Consider the following 19,890-nt stretch of genomic DNA (forward strand, 5'->3'; position numbering starts at 1 on the left):
TATGATTTACTTTATTTGCATCGCCAGACTTTGCTGGCTCGCTTGCTGTTTGCCCTTTTGATGCTGATGGCTGTCGACCATTTGTTTGATTTGAGAGACGCATGAGCCACAGTTGGTACCGCATTTGAGTTTGTTTTGAAGTTGGGTCAGTGAAGTGCAGTCTTGTTTCTCCATCGCGTCATGTATTTGTTTATCGGTGACACGGAAACAACTACAAACCAGTTTGGCGCTGCTTTGCGATTGAATGATGGTAAGCAGTTGCGATAGCTCCATCGGCTTGCCAATCAAGTGCGTAAAGTTGGTGTAATCGGTTTGAATCGGTTCACTAGACACCACCAAAACAGAACGAATGATACGAACGTCTCCAACAAGATCGTAATCCACTGCTAGCCAACCTTGGGCAATATCAATCGTGATCCTGCGACTCTTTTCGGTTCGACAAAAACTCTGCTTCTTTGGTCGTTTATCGTGTGCGAAGCGCCAGATGCCCAAATTACTTTCTGCCTGAAATGCGCTGTAGAGAAACTTGCCGGAATCAAACTGTGTCCCGATGAACATACCGTAGGTTTTTACCGCTGCGTCTTGCACTTCAACATAAGACGACTTAAACGCAGGTTGCCCAGAAATAGGGTCTTTTGCGCTGTTTATTATCGCGTTAACACTGCTTTCACCCCCATATCGGCCCGCCCAGTGCATTGACATAAACAGCTCCTGAAAACCCAAACCTTCATCAATGGCCACTTTGGCATAAATACTGGTGTTTGAAGTAGGCTGGAACAGCTTGGTGAGTTGTCCTGCTTTTAAGCGATTTTGAGTGGCGGAGAGTGTGTTCATGTACACGGTTGGCTCTAACTCAGAGGCGGCAAGGTGTGCGATATGCCCTGTACGCGTCATGGTATGCCATTGGTCGCGTTGTCTGCCCGTATTGAGCCACCAGCCTTTTGTTCTCTCTAAGCGTTGAGGCAATTCACTGGTCACGACAAAACGCGCTTTACCATCTGGGTGCGAATAGATTCCATCAGCAAAAGGGCGCTCTCCTCCCCATTGTGTCGGCACCCACTCTTCGTATTCTTGCTCAGTTAAGTTCGCGTATTCAGATAGGTTGAGCTTCAATGGCGAATCAGCATTCATGCCTGTCATCGCCGCATATTCCCTGAATACCGCCCGCTCAGAAGTAAACGCAAAGCCATTTTGTGTTTTTTCCAATGTACACAGAGCTTGTCCGACTTGGCTTATCGCCCACCAATCTGGTTTTACTTCACCAGGTGGTATTTGAAACTGACGTTGACGAGACATTCTACGTTCAGAGTTAGTCACCATGCCTTGCTTTTCACCCCAACCAGCCGCTGGCAATAAAACATCTGCATATTTAGCAACGTCCGACTCCGCGGTAATATCAGACACAATCACAAAAGGACAAGCCTCTAACGCGCGCTTAACCATCTGATTATCAGGCAAAGAAACCACGGGATTGGTTGCCATGATCCACAGAACTTTAATCTCACCACGTTCTACCGCCTCAAACAGCTCGACGGCTTTTAATCCAGGCTTAGTGGCAATTTCGGGTGAATCCCAAAACGCTTGGACTTGCTTTATAGAGTCTGCGTCAAAAGCGCGATGAACCGCTAGTTGGTTTGCCAAACCACCGACTTCTCGCCCACCCATCGCATTCGGCTGACCTGTAATAGAAAACGGCCCACAACCTGACTTAGCAATTTTACCTGTCGCCAAGTGTGCATTAATGATTGCATTGCCTTTATCGACACCATTTTCGGCTTGGTTAACCCCTTGGCAAAACAGCGTGATTGCGGTTGGGCTTTGTGCGAACCATTGGAAGAATGTCGTGAGTTTTTCTTCTGAAATACCAATGGAAGACGTTAAATTAGTGACATCGTAACGCAAATCAGAAACTTCTTCTGCAAGCGCATCAAACCCGTCGGTATGGGAATTTATGTATTCAGAATCAATACATTGCTGCTCGATAAGAAACTTGAGCAGCCCATTAAAAAGTGACACATCCCCATCGTTTTTAATCGGTAGATGCAAATCCGCTTGCTGCGCTGTGACCGTTTCACGCGGGTCAATGACCACCAGCTTGAGGTTAGGATTGTTTTCTCTCGCTTGTTGAATACGTCGAAATAGAACAGGGTGCGTCCAAGCGGTATTCGCACCGCAGATGATCAACAGCTCGGTATTATCAATATCGTCGTAATTGACAGGAACCACATCTTCGCCAAATGCGCGTACGTGAGCAGCAACCGCCGAAGACATGCATAAACGGGAATTGGTATCGATGTTCGCGCTACCCACGTAACCTTTCATGAGTTTGTTCGCGACGTAGTAATCTTCAGTAAGCAACTGCCCTGAAACATACATCGCGACAGAATCTGGTCCAAACTCCGCTTTCGCTTGATGGATCTCTTGTGCAATTAAGTCTGTGACCGACTGCCATGACACTTCTTTTTCCCTTAGCTTGGGGTAGAGCAATCTTGAAGGCATTTGTAAGCTTTCTGCTAATGCGACACCCTTTACACACAGTGAACCGGAATTGGCCGGATGAAGCGCATCTCCAATAATCTTGTTATTGCTGATTTCAATTCCGCAGCCTACTCCGCAATACGGACAAGTTGTCTTTCTACACCCTTGTGACATAACGCCTCCTGCGCGACTAATCCTAAATTACAGGCAAAAAAAAGCCTCTCCCGAATCGAGAGAGGCAGCAATGCCTTTAACGCTGTTAGTACATTTTCAAAAGTAATACCCTATCCCGCTCTCGCCTGCTATAGAGAGCGGCGCATCGAGTTAACGATGAACATTTATCTCAAAGCAAACGAGGTGCCAAGATTGAAAATCATTAATTTACAAAACGTTAGAATGTAAACAACTATTGCAAAGTAATACCGCGCACTGATTGAGTGCAAGTTTCGTTCATTATCGTGCAGGGTTACTTTACTAATTCCATGACCAATCTAGACTCTTCGTCACCGAAATAGTGCGCTTCTTCTTTTAATACTTTGAAGCCAAGGGAGAGGTACAAAGACAATGCAGGCTGATTATTCGGATCGACCGTCAACTTCACACTTGAGCCCAACTTCAGCGGCGCGATGGCACTTTCAATCAGAGAACGCGCAATACCCTTACCACGATGTTGAGTATCGACAGCCAGTGACATGACCCAATATTGCTGCGCATTTGTGCTTGTCGTCAGCAAAATATACCCTGCGACTTGCTCCCCCTCTTTCGCCACTAGTAAGCTTTCCCCCCAACAATCAAAAGCTTGTCGAAAGAAAAATTGAGGATAGGCATGTTCTCCAAATAAAGTATTTTCAAGCGTATACACAGCCAATAAGTCGTCTTTATGTGCAGACAGAATGTCCATTCAATAATTCCTCCTTTAACATTTGTGGCGGCAGTATATACCTAAAACTCATCTAAATGCAGGACTCATAGACCTGACACTTGCTAACTCTCCAATATGCACCATGGCACATTAAGTAAGAGCACGCTTCTTTAGCATATACATCCATGATTAAGTTTTAACCACGAAATCAAAAACCATCCATCAGTAAAAATTTGAAATATAACACCAATTTATTACTTAATTTTTAGATTAAAACTCTAGTTTTAAAAAAAATTCATAGTTTGATAAGTTACAATCACCCCTTATATTCAGCATGATTCACCACACTTCCGATGTGATAACAAACACCAAAACCTATACCATTCTCCGCATTATTATTTTTATAAAAGCGAGTTTTAAGTGAAAGAATCTCGAAATGCGTTAAATTCCAGTGAATTAAACACAACAACATCTTGGTCAAAACACGACACACATTGGGTCCTTAGTCTGTTTGGAACAGCCGTTGGTGCAGGCATTCTATTTCTGCCGATCAACCTTGGTATTGGCGGGTTTTGGCCGTTAGTCGCAATGGCTGTGCTTGCTTTCCCAATGACTTATCTTGCCCACCGTGGTTTAGCTCGCTTTGTACTGTCTTCCAAGATCAAAAATGCAGACTTTACTGATGTAGTGGAAGAGCACTTTGGCGCAAAAGCGGGTCGCTCTATTTCACTGCTGTATTTTCTTTCGATCTTCCCGATCCTGTTAATTTACGGTGTCGGTATTACCAATACCGTAGACAGTTTTATGGTTAACCAAGCTGATATGGCTTCTTTGCCTCGCTCTCTGCTTTCAGGTGTACTAGTGTTTGCATTAATTGCCATTATGATGGCGGGCGAAAAAGTCATGCTACGGGCTTTTGCCATTATGGTTTACCCATTAGTGGCTATTCTTGCCTTTCTTTCATTTTACTTGATACCAAACTGGACCATGCCAATCATGGACGCCCCTGAAGCGTCTGCTTTTGCTAGCACTATGTGGTTAGCGGTTCCTGTGGTTATTTTCTCGTTTAGTCACGCAGCTGCGATTTCAAGCTTTGCAAATGTGCAACGTCGCCATTATGGCGATCAAGCGGATGCGAAATCCGAAGTAATTCTTCGACGCACTAGCATCATGTTAATTGCGTTTGTGCTTATTTTTGTCTTTTCGTGTGTATTAGCGCTGTCACCAGAGCAATTGGCTCAAGCTAAAGAACAAAACGTGTCGGTGCTGTCTTATTTAGCCAATGCAACAGACAACCCATTTATCGCAACGCTTGGTCCTTTGGTGGCTTTTGTTGCTATCACTTCCTCTTTTCTTGGGCACTTTTTAGGTGCACGCGAAAGCTTAAATGGTTTAATTACCAAACACTCTAAACTGTCTGAAAAGCGGGTTGATCGTATCAGCGTTGCAGTACTTTTCTTTTCAATCTGGGCAGCAGCGATCATGAACCCAAGCATTCTTGGTATGATGGAAGCGTTGTCAGGGCCTGTTATCGCGATGATCTTATTTATTATGCCAATGTTAGCGGTATACAAAATCGATGCATTGAAACAATATCGTGGGAATGGCTCAACTTACTTTGTTTTAACTGCGGGCATTGTAGCGGTAAGTGCATTGGTTTTTAGCTTCTTCAGCTAAAAAGTAGTTATTAGGTTGGATTTTCAGGGGAATACCTTATACGAGATTAAGGTGATTCCCTGAATTTTCTTACTTTTAAGCGGGTAACCATCGTTACCATTGACTCTTAGATAAGAGCAAAAACGCCCGCAATCATAAGTACTGAAGCGATACAAGTGCGGCCAATAATACCGAAGTGTGAAGGTTGAATCATTTCATTATGCATAGTTAATCTCCTGTTTATTATAAAAGCCATTTTTTATTGGCTTAATAACACTATGTCTAATATCGAGTTTTTTAACAACCCATACAAACATTAAATATTTATGACAGAAAGATAATTTTTTAGCGAACCAGCCATCTTTCGAGATGCGAATCGCACCGACTAAATGATGAAATTTACACCACTAACAATGTTCGACACACTAGATTCGTCGCACTGTTTATCTTGTCGTTAAATCAATCTTTCCACTTTTGAACAGATTTATCATTATAAATCATAATATTAGCCTCACCTTTCGCGAAACTTTCTTCACAAGCCGTTTGTAACTCGGAATCCATCCGCACTTAGCCAATAAGAAGTGATAGACTTACCTAGTATTAGGGTTAAACGAGATCACATTTTATTAATAAGCTCATGCACTTTCCGATTAAAACGCTAACTTGTGCGCTGTTCTCAGTACTTGGATTCTTCTTCCATCCACCCCATGTACTTGCCAACACAGAAAAACAGGGCTATCTGGAAGAACACATTTCTCCTCAAAGCAGCCCCATGCTCAATCTCTATTTTCGTTCAATGGGTAAGCCGCGCTCAATTGAAGAAGATGAATTAGTTGCGCCACAGAATGCGTCAGCGGAATCTCTTGCCCTTTATTACTTTGCGCGCCTTTACCTAAAGCGCTACGAAGGCGTTCCGCTGCCCAAAGATATGCCTGATTTAATTGAGTTTGGGACAGAGCATCATTTACCATGGGTAGTCGCTGAAGCGCAGCTTAATAAAGCGGTAACCATGATTGAACTAGACGATAATTGGAATGCAGAACTTGTACTCCATGACATCATCGCTGAAGCCCGCGATCTCGGCTACTTAGCGCTAGAAGGAAGAGCATATCGCTGGCTAGGGAACTTAGAGGTTTCACGGAATCAACTACGTAGCGGACTCAAATATTACCGAACCGCCTATGAGTTGTTAGAGAGAACCGTATTTGAAATGCAAGTTGCCATGACGCTGAATAATATCGGTACCGTCTATATCGATGCATCCGATTGGGCTCGCGCCAGTAGCTACCTTACACAAGCACTCGATACCTATTTAAACAGCGAATATCAATATGACAACAGCCTTTTCATCGGGGTTATCTACGCAAACTTAAGTATTGTTCACTTAAGCAGTGGAGATAGCGAAAAGGCAGAATACTATTTTAATGAAGCAATCCGACTCTCAATGCAAACGGGGTCAGACGTCATCAAACACTATTCATTATCCAGCTTCTCACAAATGTTAAGTTCGATAGGGAAAATTGATGAAGCGTTGATGGTTGCACAACGTTGCGTAGCTCTCCCTATCACGGGGAACTTAGAGGCGAAGAAAATGCCTTGTTATGAAGCATATGCAGAAGCATACCTCGCAGATGAACAATACGATAAAGCCATTTCGACAGCTATCAACGTACTTGAGCAAACTAAATCAACCGATGAGCTAGAAATACGACAGCGCATTGATATGCTGTCGGTCCTAGTAAACGCGAATCAAACCCTTAATAATTTTGAAGCGGCTTTTCGTTACTTAACTCAATTAAGAGAGCTAGAAGCTGAATTTTCTCATCATATTCACGGCGAAGAGATGATTAACATTAAGTTTGACCTCGAAGCTAAGTTAGCCCAGAAAGAACTCAAGCTACTAGAAACGAAAAATGCGTTGCAAGCTTCAGAGCTGCGTTCACAACGCTATAGAGAAATGTTCTACTTTATCGCTATCGCAGCGATTGGTGTCGTTGGCTTTCGTTACGTACTGCGCGTTAGGCGTATTAATAAAGCACTCACTCAAGAAAATACTACCGATCCATTAACTCAATTGCACAACCGTCGCTACCTTCCCATTTGGCTGGATAAAATGGCTCGTAGAAGCCCAGATAGAACGTTTGCCTTAGCCGTATTAGATATCGATCATTTTAAAACGTTTAACGATGAATATGGGCATGATATTGGCGACAAGATGTTAATTCATATTGCCAGGTTATTTAATGAATCGACTCGCTCTGGGGACCTACTCATCCGTTGGGGTGGAGAGGAGTTTGTCTTATTATTTGAAGTAAACAGAACTGAAGATTGCGCTAAATTCTTGGATCGATTGAGATATATCGTGGAAAACACGCCACTAGTGGTTGACTCTAAGTCATTAAACGCGACAATTTCTCTCGGGGCTGTCGACAGACTGTCCGTAAAAACTATTCAACAAGAATGGGATCAATGGTTTTTCTTCGCAGATCAAGCTTTGTATGACGCAAAGCAAGCAGGAAGAAATCGCTTCGTTATTCACCCGACGTCATAAGAGCAAAATGAAAAAAATCCTAACCATCGCTATTTTTGCGCCTGCACTTCTCACTGCGTGTAGTAACCATCAAGCCTCTCAACTGGGAATGCGCAGCAGCAGTGTTAACGTATATGCCCAGCAAATGAGTAACACTCAGTTGTGCGAGACCCTCTACTACAACCGTGCAACCAACCAAACCAAAGTTGCGATTGGCGCTGAGTTTAACCGACGTGGTTTAAACAAGAAGTGGTGTGATAGTGAGTTCAATAAGCTATACATCAAAAAGTGGATTGATAACGTGTTACCCAAAGAAAAGGCCAAACCGAAGAAACCAATGGCGACAATTCAACCAGCTTCAACTAAATAATCCTTCCTCTCAAAGCAGACAGTACGACCGTATTTTCTGCTTTTCACTTTTCATGCATGCGCTATTCGACATTAAAAAACCCTATAATTTCAGTAAATTAACACTGACTCATGTTGTTCGTCGAACTTTTGACGTAAACAAGTTGTAAATGGTTTTCGTCCTTATTCTTTGTCGTTAGCTTTGTTTATTCCTGTTAGAGGAATATGAAACAGGAGCTAAAAAATTCCAAACAAAGACATGAGGTCAAAAATGGAAATACGCATTAACCGCCTATTTGCTGCTATGTTGGCAGTAGGCATTGCACCTGCCGTCTCGGCGTTTGATCCACTCTATTCTGAACAATGGCACTTAGACAACACAGGGCAAACTGCTTTTGCAGCTAACCCAGCTGTTGCTGGGAACGACCTAAACACCAAGCTCACTCAAGCAATGGGTATTGCGGGTATTGGTGTAAAAGTCGCGGTCATTGATTCTGGAGTGCAGATCGATCACCCAGATCTTGCAGGTAATATAGTTACAGGTAGCAGAAACTTCGTCGAAGACTCTTCTTTCCCATTAAGTTATCCGGTTGATACCAATGGTCACGGCACTGCTGTAGCCGGTTTGATCAGCGCAGTCGGCAACAATGGTGAAGGTGGACGCGGTGTTGCTTCTCACTCTTCTCTTATTGGTTTTAACTGGTTAGCCAACCAGACATTAGAAGGCTGGCTAATCTCTCACGGCATGGACCCAGCCACACGCGATGTTCGTGTATTTAACCAAAGCTATGGTTTCAGCCCGATCAACCCAATAACTTTTGATGAAAGCGATCCTCAACTTAAACTTGAAATGGACGTGATAAAAAATGTCAGTGAGAGTAACTCATGGGGACGCGGTGCTGTATTTGTTAAGTCAGCCGGCAATGGTTATCGCTATTTCAATGCGGGAAGATTCTTCGTATTACCAAGTAACTTCTTTGCTGGTGGAGACAACCAAGGCTTGCCGATGCACAACTCCGCTCAGTCTTATGACAACGCCAACTACTTTAATTTAATCACCAGTGCACTACGTGCGGATGGCACGCGAGCGAGTTACTCATCGGTGGGATCTAACGTATGGGTTGCCGCACCAGCAGGTGAATATGGGCAAGACTTCCCTGCCATGGTCACCACCGATTTGATGGGTTGTGAAGAAGGGCAAAATACCAGCGACGGACTTGGTATCAATGGCTTACACGGCGGAACGGAGCTAGACCCGAACTGTAACTATACCAGTACAATGAACGGAACCTCGTCTGCTGCGCCAAACACATCCGGTGCCATCGCGGCAATCATGTCCACGAATCATGCACTTTCTGCTCGTGATGTACGTGCTTTGCTAGCAGAGACAGCAAAAGTAACGGATAAAACGCATCCAGGCGTACAACTTGAATTTACTAACCACAAAGGTGAACAGGTTAGCTACGAGGCCATTTCTCCTTGGCAGAAAAACGCTGCAGGCGTAGATTTCCATACTTTTTATGGCTTCGGCGCTGTCGATTTGGATGAAGCAATGCAACGTGCTCGCATGACGAATCGTGTTTTACCGCCTCAAGTTATTACGCCTTGGGTTAATAATGCTAAAGAAGTCAGTGTACCCGATGCGAGTCTGGCTGGCGGTTCATCAAGTATCGCTATTGCCGATGATCTGAAGGTAGAATCCGTTCAAGTGAAATTGACATTAGACCACTCTCGCTTGCCCGACTTAGCTATCGAGCTCGTTTCGCCATCAGGGACTCGTTCCGTTTTGCAAACACCACGTAATGGTCTTGTTGGTCAATCTCTTGACCCAACGATTACTGGCTACAAAGACCAATTAATGTTGTCTAACCAGTTCTATGGCGAAGATGCAAAAGGCGAATGGACATTACGAGCAATCGATACGAATGGCGACGAAGTCTTTTCTTACATTGCATATTTTAACTCTTCAACCATCTATGACGTTCCGATGGCAAACAACGCTCAGCCAGGTGTTATTAAGAACTGGTCGATGCGCATCTTTGGACACTAAGGAGTCAATTACATGAAATACATATCATTTTCTATGCTGGCTCTTTCTATGATGACGGCTAGCGCATACGCTGAGCAACAACTCTCTCAACAACCCGCACCTGAACTGTTTGTGCCTTCAGAAGCGGTTGAGATTAATGGCCAAGATTATCGCAAGGTGCAAACGGGTACAGCTAGGAGCCTATCCGAAGAAGTAAAACTTCAAGCCGGTGATGAAGTGTTTAAGAATGCGTTTAGCAATGTATCCAAGGCCACTGGACTGGTTTACATCACGGTAAACAACCCTAACGAAGCGAAAGCGGTCGCCAAAGAGCTAAAGCTGGAAGTTGTCTTCGCAGAGGGAGAATCTGCGGTGTTAAAAGCATCTCAAGATCAAGATCTACTGAGCATTAGCGACTATCTAAACGCAGACAGCCGGGTAAAAGCGTCTAAAATTGAACTAAACAGCGGTAAGTACCGTGCACAATAATTCTCTAGCAAGAGAAGTTGGCTGATAAAACCATGCCTCGGCAATTGCTGAGGCATTTTTATAGGTGGGTATAGAAACCCTCTTTTTTTGTAGATTACTACGGAACTAGCATGATATTTAGGGGAGCGTGTCCGGCAACGCCTGTCATTTCTTAAATAAAATAACTTCGGTTCTTAGTTTATCCTGCGTGGTTTCTTGCGGATTATCTAAGTAGCGCTCAATCCCTAATGGACTGGTTTTGGGTTTCATACCACTCTGGCGAACCAAGTTCATCGCTAAAGCCCACGCATTTCCCAAAAACTGATATTCCCCACGGTGCTCGACGACAAATGTTTCACTCTCAGGTATGGTACCAGTAACCGCCCCCTCTGGCGCAGTTACCGCGTTATCAAGTGGTAAGCAAGTGATAAACTCAAACATACCTTTCTGCATATCCATCGACTGGTAATAACAAAATAACTCGCCGTTCACAGATAAGCCCTTGTCATCAACTATCTGCTTTAACTTGTGAACTTGTTCTTCTATTACCGGACCTAATTCTGGAATGCTGGCCTCGCCTTTTATTCCGATGTAATGAACCTGAGGCAGGGTTCGATTACCAATTTCAACCAAGTCTGAGAGCACTTGTCCGGTTTCAAGTTTGCTTTTGAGCATGCGTAGCCCACGTTGATAATCCATCTCTATCATCGACTTAAACATACTTTTCAAAAAGAACAGATACCAAGGAACGCGTGATTGCATTTGCCATTCGACTAAACAACCACCTTGTGACGGCGTCACTATTAAAGTCACCTTTCCGTGACTCTTGATTGGGCGAAAGAAATGAAGCTCCATATCTAACCGATGTTCTTGAGTGCTTTCAAGTACGATGGCACCAGTCCCAATACGCTGACCATTCCATTGGTAACCGGCTCCAACGTGACCTTGATTATCGCTGAATGTCAGCTCGCAGCTTGGTTCAAGAATGATCCAAGGTGACCAATCAGGCCAGTTATTAAAATCCTTGAGATAGCCAATAATCTCGCTTTGATTCTTATTAATTTCAATACTTCTGCTGACCTGATAAGAAAGCATAACGGTTCCTCAAGTTTCCGCGTCACTAACTTCAGTCTAATTCAAATTCCAGTTTTTTCTTGTTTGACTGTGGGTTAGACGCACAAAGCTAGGAACGGAATTCCACTTTCGCACTAAATCGAACACCATCATCGTCCAGTATTAATGCCCATCCCATCCGTTCACATATGCGTTGTACGATAACAAGACCACAACCGTAACCAGCGTTGTACGTCTCGTTACCATCGTGACGATTCAGGATCTTAAGAGCATGACCATCCAACTCAATCTCAATATCTCCCACACTATAGCTAAAGGCGTTTTTAATCAGATTGTTGATTACAATGATCACAAAACTCTCCGGTGCATTCACGACACCACTATGTTGTTCGTGCAAAGAGTAGTTCGAATCTTGCTTGGCAAATAAAGGAGCCAGCTCTTCCAGTTGTTTTTGTAAACAAGTAAGAAGCTGATGCTCTCCGTAATGCTGAGGCTCTATTTTCTCTTTACCGAGCAAGAGAAACGCTTCTGTCAGTACGCGCATGTCTTCACAAGCTGACTGCATTCTCGCGATGGCTTTTTGCGCGACTCGAGGTTGTTCTGGAATACGCGTTAGAATGTCTGTTGAGCCTTTGATCACCATGATTGGCGTTCTCAACTCATGCGATGCAAAACGACTAAATTCTTGTTCTCGTTTGAAATAGCCCGCGATATCGTTTTTATTATCCAGCAAAGTTTGCTCTATCTGGCGTGTCTCGCTGAACTTTGTTTCAACTTGGAAAGCGGGTTGATCCGGTGACATTTGGCTGATTTTGTCTTCGATTTGCGCTAGTGGTCGAGACAATATTCGCACCATATAAATACCATACCCGACCATAACAAATGAAAATAAGCCACCGAGCAGTAGCGTAAACTGATGCAGCGAGCTTTCGTATTCGTCGAGGTAATCATCGGAGTCATCTTGAAACACAATGTACATAAGCCCCTTCCCTGAGGGGTGTTTCAATACGACAAAGTGTTTGTCTTCTTCACCAAGCAGATATTCGTAAAAACCTGGCGAAGTAAAAGAGAGCAACCAATCCGGTGTCGGTGCTTCACTCCAATATGAGTTGAACTCCAATACGTTTGGCAATGGCGCATCCCAGCCCTGTTTCTCGAAATTCTCACTATAAAGCGCAGCTTCAGTATCAAGCCAGTGATGTAAACTCAGCACTTCAAGTTTGTTTTCTGCCACATAAATCAGCGACCAAAAAAGAGTAAACATCACAAGCGTCATTACCCCAAAACCCCAACGGATCTTGCGATAAATACTTGGATATTCGTTATGCTTTAAGTCGGTAACCTTGTCCATGAATAGTCTCTAATCGTGATTCTTCAAAACCTTTGTCTAACGCGGTTCTTAAACCATAAATATGGCTACGAAGTGCATCACTTCCGGGTGGTTCGTCTCCCCACACATTATCGATCACTTCTGTGCGCGAAACCGATGCTGGAGCACGTTGGAGAAGTAACTTTAAGATCTTGGTTTGAATTCGGCTCAGCTTAATTTCTTTGTCTTTTCTCGTCACTTTGCCTGTGCGCGCATCTAAACAAATGTCCGCAAACTTAAGTGTTCCAATATCTTGCCTTGGACCGCGATTAGCCAAAGCATGAACACGTAAACTAAGCTCTTCCATCGCAAATGGCTTCATTAAATAATCATCGCCTCCCGCTTTAAATGCCGCGATTTTGTCATCTAACGTATCTTTTGCGGTTAGGAAGAGGATTGGCGTTCCACAGAGCTGATCTTGTCGAAGTTTCTGTACCGTACTAATGCCATCGAGCTTAGGCATCATGATATCCATGATGATTACATCGTAATGATTATCCTCGATTAACTTCAGTGCGGCCTCACCATGATACGCACAATCGATAATCATGCCTTCAAGCTCAAGATAGTCCGCAATCGTCTCCGAGACATTGTGGTTGTCATCTACAATTAAAATTTTCATAAAAATCACATTTCTTCACGATCTCTTCACGATATGCCCAATAAGATACAGGCAATTTCCTAAACTAGCTCGTAAATTGAGGTTAATACAATGAAAAAACTCGCTCTTATTTCTGTAGTAGGTTTGGCATTGTCTGGTTGTGGTGGTTCAGGTGGTGGCAACAATAGCGATAGCACGCCAACTCAACCAGTAGTGAAACCAAGTGTAGCGATTGGCTCTGTTGAAGCGGTCAACGCTGAAGAAAACACGTTAACCGTCAATGGATATACATACCATGTGTCTGGGGTGGTTTATGGCGATACATCAATGCAATTAGCCGATGTAGAACCCAAAATGATGGTTCAAGTAGGAACAGATGTTCGTAAAGCGTCTGACGATGGCTTCTTAGTAACACTTGAGCCAACCATTACCGGACGTGTTACAGCAATTGATTATGTGAAGAAAACATTTACGGTAAACGGCGTAGATCTGCAGTTTGACGGTTTAAGTGATGATATAGAGATCAACGACTGGGTGATGGTGTCATCCTTGCCGACTGCTGATGCGGGTTATCGAGTGTTGTCTGTGGTCGAAATCGACGTAGATAACGATTACCCAGCCCTTGGAAGCTACTGCGAACTGGAAGGTCGCATTACTAGTATCGATGAAAATGCTGGCACGTTTAAGCTTGGTTCAAATATAACCGTATCTTACGACAACATTAGCCAACTTAGCATCGGCCAATGGGTGGAAGTAGAAGGTGAAATGCAAAACGGCATCTTCATGGCAAATGAGGTAGAAGTTGAAGGCTACGACGTCATAAGCAATGACAGCGATGTGGAAGGCATCGTGACTTGGGTTGCAAATGATTACAGTGAGTTTTCATTAAACTACCGAGGTGCATTCTTCATCGATAACGCAACACGATTTGAAGATGGCAGCAAAGCGAACCTAAAACAAGGCCAAGAAGTGGAAGTAACGTCTGTCATGAAAAATGGCAAACGCATCGCTACCGTTATTGAGTTTGAGCAACCAGACTTTGACGATAACAACCAATGGCAAGGTAAAGAATTTGAATGTGAAGGATACGTATCAAACTACGATGCTGAAGCAAGAACATTTGACATCGAGCGTTGCGAAAACGACGCAGAACAATTGCTAAACAACACGACAGTTGTGATTGATGCACAAACACGCTTCCAAGGCATCGAAGAACTTAACCTAAATGGTGCTCGTGTCGAAGTCGATGGTGTAATCATCAACGACCAAAATATTGCCCGTGAAGTGGAGTTGGACGTTTACGACAACTGATCCCTTCTACACTAAAGAAAAAGTGTCACTTCGGTGGCACTTTTTTGTTTTTCTATTTTTAAATCCTCTCTCTTCTTTTGGCTCACTTTAGTAGCGAAACCTTACAGTAAAAAAAGAGCGCCGATTGACGCTCTTTCCGATCTCTAATTGATAACCAATTATGCGGCCTCTGTCTGACCTATCCAATGATAATGGTGGTTGGCTTTTTTACCCACTAAACCGAGCTCTGCCAATTCCTCAAACACCTTGTCTACCTCTTCCGCAGATAGCCTAAATTGTTTGGCAACGGCTTTTTTTGTGCACGTAATTTGATGCGTTTTAAGTGCATCGCTCACTTGCTCTAACAAAGTTTTCGGTTCCTTTGGTTCTTCAGGTTCCGGCACCACTGGTATTTCTTGCTCTTCTTCCTCTTTAATATGAGGAAGATACCCCGCTGGCTCTGGATCGATATCGCGAACCGTTTTCAGTATCATGCCCTCATTTCGGCGGTAGAAATGTCTGAACCGTTGCTCTTCACCAATCAGGCCGACAAAAAATGCAGCAAAGAAATCCAACAGAATCGAAAGAAATACAACCAAGCCAAGCTGAGCTTGCTGAGAGGTGGTACCAAATGCGTTGGCTAGGCTATCAATCAAACCAATCACTGAGCCTTGCGTGACTGGTGGCAAACTATCACGTTCCATAGCCAAGCGTTGCTGCTCTTCGCGTAAGGTTTTGTTTTGCTCCTGAATGCGAGTTACACCAGTCGCGATACGCTCCATCTCGATGTATTTCTGCGCTGCCATATTGTTGAGCTCAATCTGTTTATCGATTGCCGCAATTTGGCGATTAAAAGCTTCCACTTTCGCCTGCTCTACCGAAATATGACTTTGTGCGCTGTTTGTTGCACTGTTAATGCCACCAATACTACCGCCAATGGAGATCGCAGCTAAGACTAAATAAAACACGAGAGCGGTTGCCGCCCCTGTATAGTTGCGATGGGCTCGGCGCTCACCGTATTCATACCAAGCGTAGAACTTACCCGCTTCAAAAATAATCGCTAAACCACCAAATAAGGTTTGCATCATCGGGTTTTCGTCGATCGACAAAAACAGCAATAGAGAAAAAATAGTCGATGCTAAAATCGCAGCACCAGTGAATGCGTATACACTCACCATGGCAAATCGACCTTTAGGGTATCGATATCCAATCTGTTGTTCGTATTTCATTTGAGAAATTTCTTAAGATTAATCGCCCCTCCGACTAAGTAGGACGGACGTTCTGGCATGTACAAAGGAGCGCAGAATACCGTATCCTTTATTAAATTACTGTCATAATTCCGTTAATGGAAAACAAGTGAAGATTCGGTGTGCACTTTGAATCGATATCAGCCAAATCTAGCACGTAAAAACACCACCACGACACCCACTAACCGAAGTTTCAGTGACATATAAGAGAGATTAATTCAGTATCTTCAAAAGCGACTAGGCAAGACAGACAAGCTGAATTGGAGGTTATGAATGCAAGCCGAATCAAGACATGCCATCTGCCGTAACACGTTGCTTTAAATCGTAAAGAGCCAAGCTATTAAAGCGTTAAAAATAGGCAATAAAACAAATAATGCACACTTGCATCACCTTTTAGTAAACTGATAATTACATTGTTTGGTTAATTTGTTAGTATCCCGCGCCGAAGAAGATAAGCACTCAATTGTATGGAAAACACTCTAATACAGCATAAACACCATCGCTTGCACGCTATTGCGGTTATTATCGCGGTGTTGTTTCAGTTGTATTTAGCGTCCACAGCGACTCTTAACCCAACACAAGTTCACAGCACAACCTGGCTTAACAAAGTTCAAAGTGAAAAGGTCTTACTGTGTACCGCAGATGGTTTCAAATGGGTGGATATCAATACGCTGATTGAAGCTAATGCTCAACCTTCTTCTACGCTCATTCAAGATCTTAATTTACATGAAGGCTTTCAGTTTGAATGTCCGCTTCTACAAGCGGTTCAATTCTTTCTTTTGGTTGCGATTGGGCTATACCTGACTACCATCCATTGGCTGCGCCGAGTCAAGAATGCCCTGACGCCTTACCGGTTTTCAAAATGCGATAAGCTCGTTTACAAACACATCGCGCCTAAGCACTCTCCGCCGAGTGTTTTTCCTGCCTAACAGGCATCTAATCATTAACAACTTTATTCAAAAATAACGATGACTCTGTTTGTTGTCCATTCAGAGAAGCTATTCATTCAAAAGGAAAAACACATGCTTAAATCATTAAAAACCGCCGCTATCGCGCTTATTGCTGTCATCGCTAGCCCACTGAGTTTAGCGCACGATTATGAAGCAGGAAAAATTCATATCGACCATCCATGGAGCCGCGAAGCGCCACCAAACGCACCTGTTATCGGTGGTTTTTTTCAATTAACCAACCACGGTAACAGTGAAGATGCATTGATCGCAGCAGAAAGCCCAATCGCAGGACATGTCGAAATTCACACGCATAAGAAAGAAGATGGTGTGATGAAAATGATTAAGATTGACGAAGTGCGCGTTCCCGCCAATGACTCAGTGTTGTTTAAGCCAGGTAGCTTCCATTTAATGATTTTCAATCCAACACAAGCGCTTAAAGAAGGTGACCGCTTCCCTATGACATTAACATTCAAAAACGCGGGTAAGGTGGAAGTAGAAATGGCGGTTGAAAAACAAGGACACATGGAAAAACACATGCACCATTAATGACGTAAACAAAAATGCCCGCTGATTTAGCGGGCATTTTTATTTCAGCTTAATAGAAATCATTATTCCGATAGATCATAACCCGATTCTTCAGAATAATGGCAGCGAGTAGCGCTTAGCGAGACGAAGTCATATACATAACAGCATGCTCGGACAATAAATTCTGAATCACGCTCGTCCCTCGCGGTTCAGAATGACGTTGAAATATTTAGGAACCCCCAACTCACATGAAACTCAATCTCTCAGCGAAGTCTTCCAACCATCATTTGATAAGCCTAAGCGAAGCCATAAATTTGGTAACAATGCCCATAGCGCAATTAGTTTTCTTTCTACTTGAAACAGACCTCAGCCCAACGAGCTAGGCCAGCAGTTACCGAGCCAAAATAATTTCCACTGACAACCGGAATATTTGGCAGTACGGTTTGCACCGCATCGCGCAAAATTGGCGAGCGTGCCGAACCACCAGTCATAAAGATAGCATCGGGTTTCACCCCAGCTTGCTCTACCGCTTCTGTCACCAACGCCGTCATTTTATTCTTCGGCGACTGAATCGCTTCGATCATTTCGTCTCGTTGCACATCGACTTCAATCAGTTCTGACAGTAAGTTGATGCCAGTTCGGTAAGATGCTTGTTCTGAAAGCGCCACTTTCGCTTCTTCGGCACGGCGAACAATGTTATAGCCTAAAGACTCATGATACACCTCTAGCAAACGAGCAAGCTTTTCTGGCTCTTGAGCCTGCTTTTGAAGCAACTTCAACGCGGAGAGGTTCTCTCGCGAATAGAAATCACTCTGCGCTTCTACATTGTTGATTGCTATCGGGTTCCAAAATTGGGTGGTCGGCATCACAATACCTGACTCCATTTTGCTTTCCATGCCAAACGGGAACATGAGCTGCTTAAATGCTAACGCGATATCAAGATCATTCCCGCCGACGCGCTGGCCACTATGAGCTAACAAGCTTGCGGTCCTATCCGCTTTGCCACGCCAAGACGGCCCCATTTGAATCAACGAGCAGTCCGTTGTACCACCGCCAATATCGACCACTAGAATGGTTTTGTCTTCGCTGAGTGTCGCTTCATACTCTAGGCCCGCCGCGACAGGCTCAAACTGAAACTCCACATTTTGGAAGCCCGCACGTTTCGCTGCCCGCAACAAAATGCTTTCAGCCTGAATGTTAGCCGTTTCACCGCCACGCCCATGGAAGTTAATTGGCCGACCGATAACAGCATCGGTAATACTTTGCTGCGCATCGTTTTCGGCTTGCGACTTAATATTGTCCATCATCGCGCAGACAAGATCTTCGAAGAAAGCCAATTGCACGTCACGCAAGCCAGAAGCGCCAAGAAAAGACTTCGGCGACTTTACGTAATAGATATCACGAGGATCTTCCAAATAGAGATTAAGCGCCGCCTGACCAAATGCAATGTCGTCAGATTCGAGATCAATACTTTCTTCTCGGTTTAAATTGATTGCCCGGCGTAAAACCTGCTCACCAACTTGATCTAATGGTTTAATATCTCGATGGCGAAATAAGTGCTCGGATACCGATTCACGAGTCGGTGCAGCAAGGGTGGAAGGAATAAATGGACTGCTCCCTTCTAGGTTAAGCATTACTGGCTCACCCGATTCCATTTTTGCCACTGAACAGTTTGCAGTGCCATAGTCAAAGCCGATAAACATAGTTCCTCCCACTAATAAGGGCCTGTAGACCGTTAAAAAGCCGGCAATGCTAACTTAATGGCATAGGAATTACTATCCTAAAATCGTGTGTAATTTAACGTGGCAAGTCTATCTAAGGTTTATTGCTCTCTTTTTTCATAGATGGCAAAACAACCGCAACCAATAACGCTAATAATAAGAATACAGGAGTAAGCGTTAACCCGTGCCAGATCGAATAACCGTCATGGAACAACCAGAAAATACCAACAGTCAAGAGATACGCAAAGTAACTGCAAAACACTAAGCTAATCGCAACAAAGCGAGTTCGATTGATAATAAGAATCCGCACTAGATACTGACTAAGAATACCAGAACAGTGCATGGCAAGCTGCCAATTGATGATAAAGAAAGCAAGCGCAATAAACCCTGCAACCACTAGTGAATCGTGAGTATTTAAAATAAAGTAGCTACCAAATCGGCTTATGATGATCGGGTAATCCCCTTCATATACTGTTGACCAAGATATCGCATTTGCTGCTGCAATATAATTCGCAAAATAAGCGATGGCGTAAAAAGTCGTTTGAGAACTGAACGGCTGAAATACATCCGTACAATATCCTTGCCATTCTTCTTTGTTGGCGGTAGGTCCAACCCAGTTACGTTTTTGATGAGCGACGCGCTCGGCGAATGCAGGTCCGTTGCGAAACAACAACCAAAATATATACAGTGAAAGTATGACCAAGAGTATCGAAAACATACCCTTCCCCCTCAGAAATTATCG

The 19,890-nt window shown here is 43.8% G+C and carries 16 protein-coding genes; 8 read left to right on the forward strand and 8 right to left on the reverse strand.

Annotation, left to right across the window (positions count from 1 at the left end; all coding sequences use genetic code 11):
• Positions 1–6: 6 nt before the first annotated feature.
• Both L3V32_RS10930 and L3V32_RS10935 read right to left on the reverse strand, forming a co-directional pair.
• Positions 7–2,652: a nitrate reductase gene (locus L3V32_RS10930; protein WP_237284276.1), complete on the reverse strand. Its 2,646-nt coding sequence runs from the start codon at positions 2,650–2,652 to the stop codon at positions 7–9.
• A 292-nt stretch (positions 2,653–2,944) separates the two neighbouring features.
• Positions 2,945–3,379 carry a GNAT family N-acetyltransferase gene (locus L3V32_RS10935; RefSeq protein WP_164665690.1) on the reverse strand — a complete coding sequence of 145 codons (435 nt, stop codon included), beginning with the start codon at positions 3,377–3,379 and terminating at the stop codon, positions 2,945–2,947.
• Positions 3,380–3,760: 381 nt separating this feature from the next.
• On the opposite strand from L3V32_RS10935, the gene L3V32_RS10940 reads away from it, so the two are divergent.
• From L3V32_RS10940 to L3V32_RS10960, 5 genes are all read left to right on the forward strand, one after another.
• Positions 3,761–5,017: an aromatic amino acid transport family protein gene (locus L3V32_RS10940; protein WP_237284277.1), complete on the forward strand. Its 1,257-nt coding sequence runs from the start codon at positions 3,761–3,763 to the stop codon at positions 5,015–5,017.
• A 616-nt stretch (positions 5,018–5,633) separates the two neighbouring features.
• A complete protein-coding gene (locus L3V32_RS10945) occupies positions 5,634–7,547 on the forward strand; it encodes a tetratricopeptide repeat-containing diguanylate cyclase (RefSeq protein WP_237284278.1) in 1,914 nt (637 codons plus the stop codon).
• Between the two features lie 7 nt (positions 7,548–7,554).
• Positions 7,555–7,896 carry a hypothetical protein gene (locus tag L3V32_RS10950; RefSeq protein WP_012842508.1) on the forward strand — a complete coding sequence of 114 codons (342 nt, stop codon included), beginning with the start codon at positions 7,555–7,557 and terminating at the stop codon, positions 7,894–7,896.
• 249 nt (positions 7,897–8,145) lie between these two features.
• Entirely contained in the window at positions 8,146–9,924 is a 1,779-nt protein-coding gene (locus L3V32_RS10955) for a S8 family peptidase (protein ID WP_048625132.1), read from the forward strand.
• Positions 9,925–9,936: 12 nt separating this feature from the next.
• Positions 9,937–10,392 (forward strand): hypothetical protein, encoded by a 456-nt coding sequence (locus L3V32_RS10960; RefSeq protein WP_012842506.1) that lies wholly within the window; start codon positions 9,937–9,939, stop codon positions 10,390–10,392.
• 144 nt (positions 10,393–10,536) lie between these two features.
• Here L3V32_RS10960 and L3V32_RS10965 read toward each other — a convergent pair whose 3' ends face one another.
• The 3 genes from L3V32_RS10965 to L3V32_RS10975 form a co-directional block, all read right to left on the reverse strand.
• Complete coding sequence (locus L3V32_RS10965; RefSeq protein ID WP_237284279.1) at positions 10,537–11,466, reverse strand: SRPBCC family protein; 930 nt, start codon at positions 11,464–11,466, stop codon at positions 10,537–10,539.
• Positions 11,467–11,554: 88 nt separating this feature from the next.
• A complete protein-coding gene (locus L3V32_RS10970; RefSeq protein ID WP_237284280.1) occupies positions 11,555–12,796 on the reverse strand; it encodes a HAMP domain-containing sensor histidine kinase in 1,242 nt (413 codons plus the stop codon).
• Positions 12,768–13,436: a response regulator transcription factor gene (locus tag L3V32_RS10975; protein ID WP_182033530.1), complete on the reverse strand. Its 669-nt coding sequence runs from the start codon at positions 13,434–13,436 to the stop codon at positions 12,768–12,770. Before L3V32_RS10975 ends, L3V32_RS10970 begins: the two co-directional genes overlap by 29 nt.
• Before the next feature lie 90 nt (positions 13,437–13,526).
• On the opposite strand from L3V32_RS10975, the gene L3V32_RS10980 reads away from it, so the two are divergent.
• Positions 13,527–14,726 carry a DUF5666 domain-containing protein gene (locus L3V32_RS10980; protein WP_237284281.1) on the forward strand — a complete coding sequence of 400 codons (1,200 nt, stop codon included), beginning with the start codon at positions 13,527–13,529 and terminating at the stop codon, positions 14,724–14,726.
• Between the two features lie 158 nt (positions 14,727–14,884).
• Here L3V32_RS10980 and L3V32_RS10985 read toward each other — a convergent pair whose 3' ends face one another.
• Entirely contained in the window at positions 14,885–15,934 is a 1,050-nt protein-coding gene (locus L3V32_RS10985; protein WP_182035689.1) for a Preprotein translocase subunit SecY, read from the reverse strand.
• A gap of 485 nt (positions 15,935–16,419) precedes the next feature.
• On the opposite strand from L3V32_RS10985, the gene L3V32_RS10990 reads away from it, so the two are divergent.
• Together L3V32_RS10990 and L3V32_RS10995 are read left to right on the forward strand one after the other, a co-directional pair.
• On the forward strand, positions 16,420–16,881 hold the full coding sequence (locus L3V32_RS10990; RefSeq protein WP_012842502.1) for a hypothetical protein: 462 nt from the start codon (positions 16,420–16,422) through the stop codon (positions 16,879–16,881).
• A 93-nt stretch (positions 16,882–16,974) separates the two neighbouring features.
• On the forward strand, positions 16,975–17,448 hold the full coding sequence (locus L3V32_RS10995; RefSeq protein WP_152814408.1) for a copper chaperone PCu(A)C: 474 nt from the start codon (positions 16,975–16,977) through the stop codon (positions 17,446–17,448).
• Between the two features lie 329 nt (positions 17,449–17,777).
• Here L3V32_RS10995 and yegD read toward each other — a convergent pair whose 3' ends face one another.
• Together yegD and L3V32_RS11005 are read right to left on the reverse strand one after the other, a co-directional pair.
• Complete coding sequence (gene yegD / locus L3V32_RS11000; RefSeq protein ID WP_237284282.1) at positions 17,778–19,130, reverse strand: molecular chaperone; 1,353 nt, start codon at positions 19,128–19,130, stop codon at positions 17,778–17,780.
• A gap of 112 nt (positions 19,131–19,242) precedes the next feature.
• Positions 19,243–19,866 carry a hypothetical protein gene (locus L3V32_RS11005; RefSeq protein WP_237284283.1) on the reverse strand — a complete coding sequence of 208 codons (624 nt, stop codon included), beginning with the start codon at positions 19,864–19,866 and terminating at the stop codon, positions 19,243–19,245.
• Positions 19,867–19,890: the final 24 nt, after the last annotated feature.

Origin of the sequence: Vibrio sp. J2-4 (genome assembly GCF_021728155.1) — a bacterium.
Lineage (GTDB): Bacteria > Pseudomonadota > Gammaproteobacteria > Enterobacterales > Vibrionaceae > Vibrio > Vibrio diabolicus.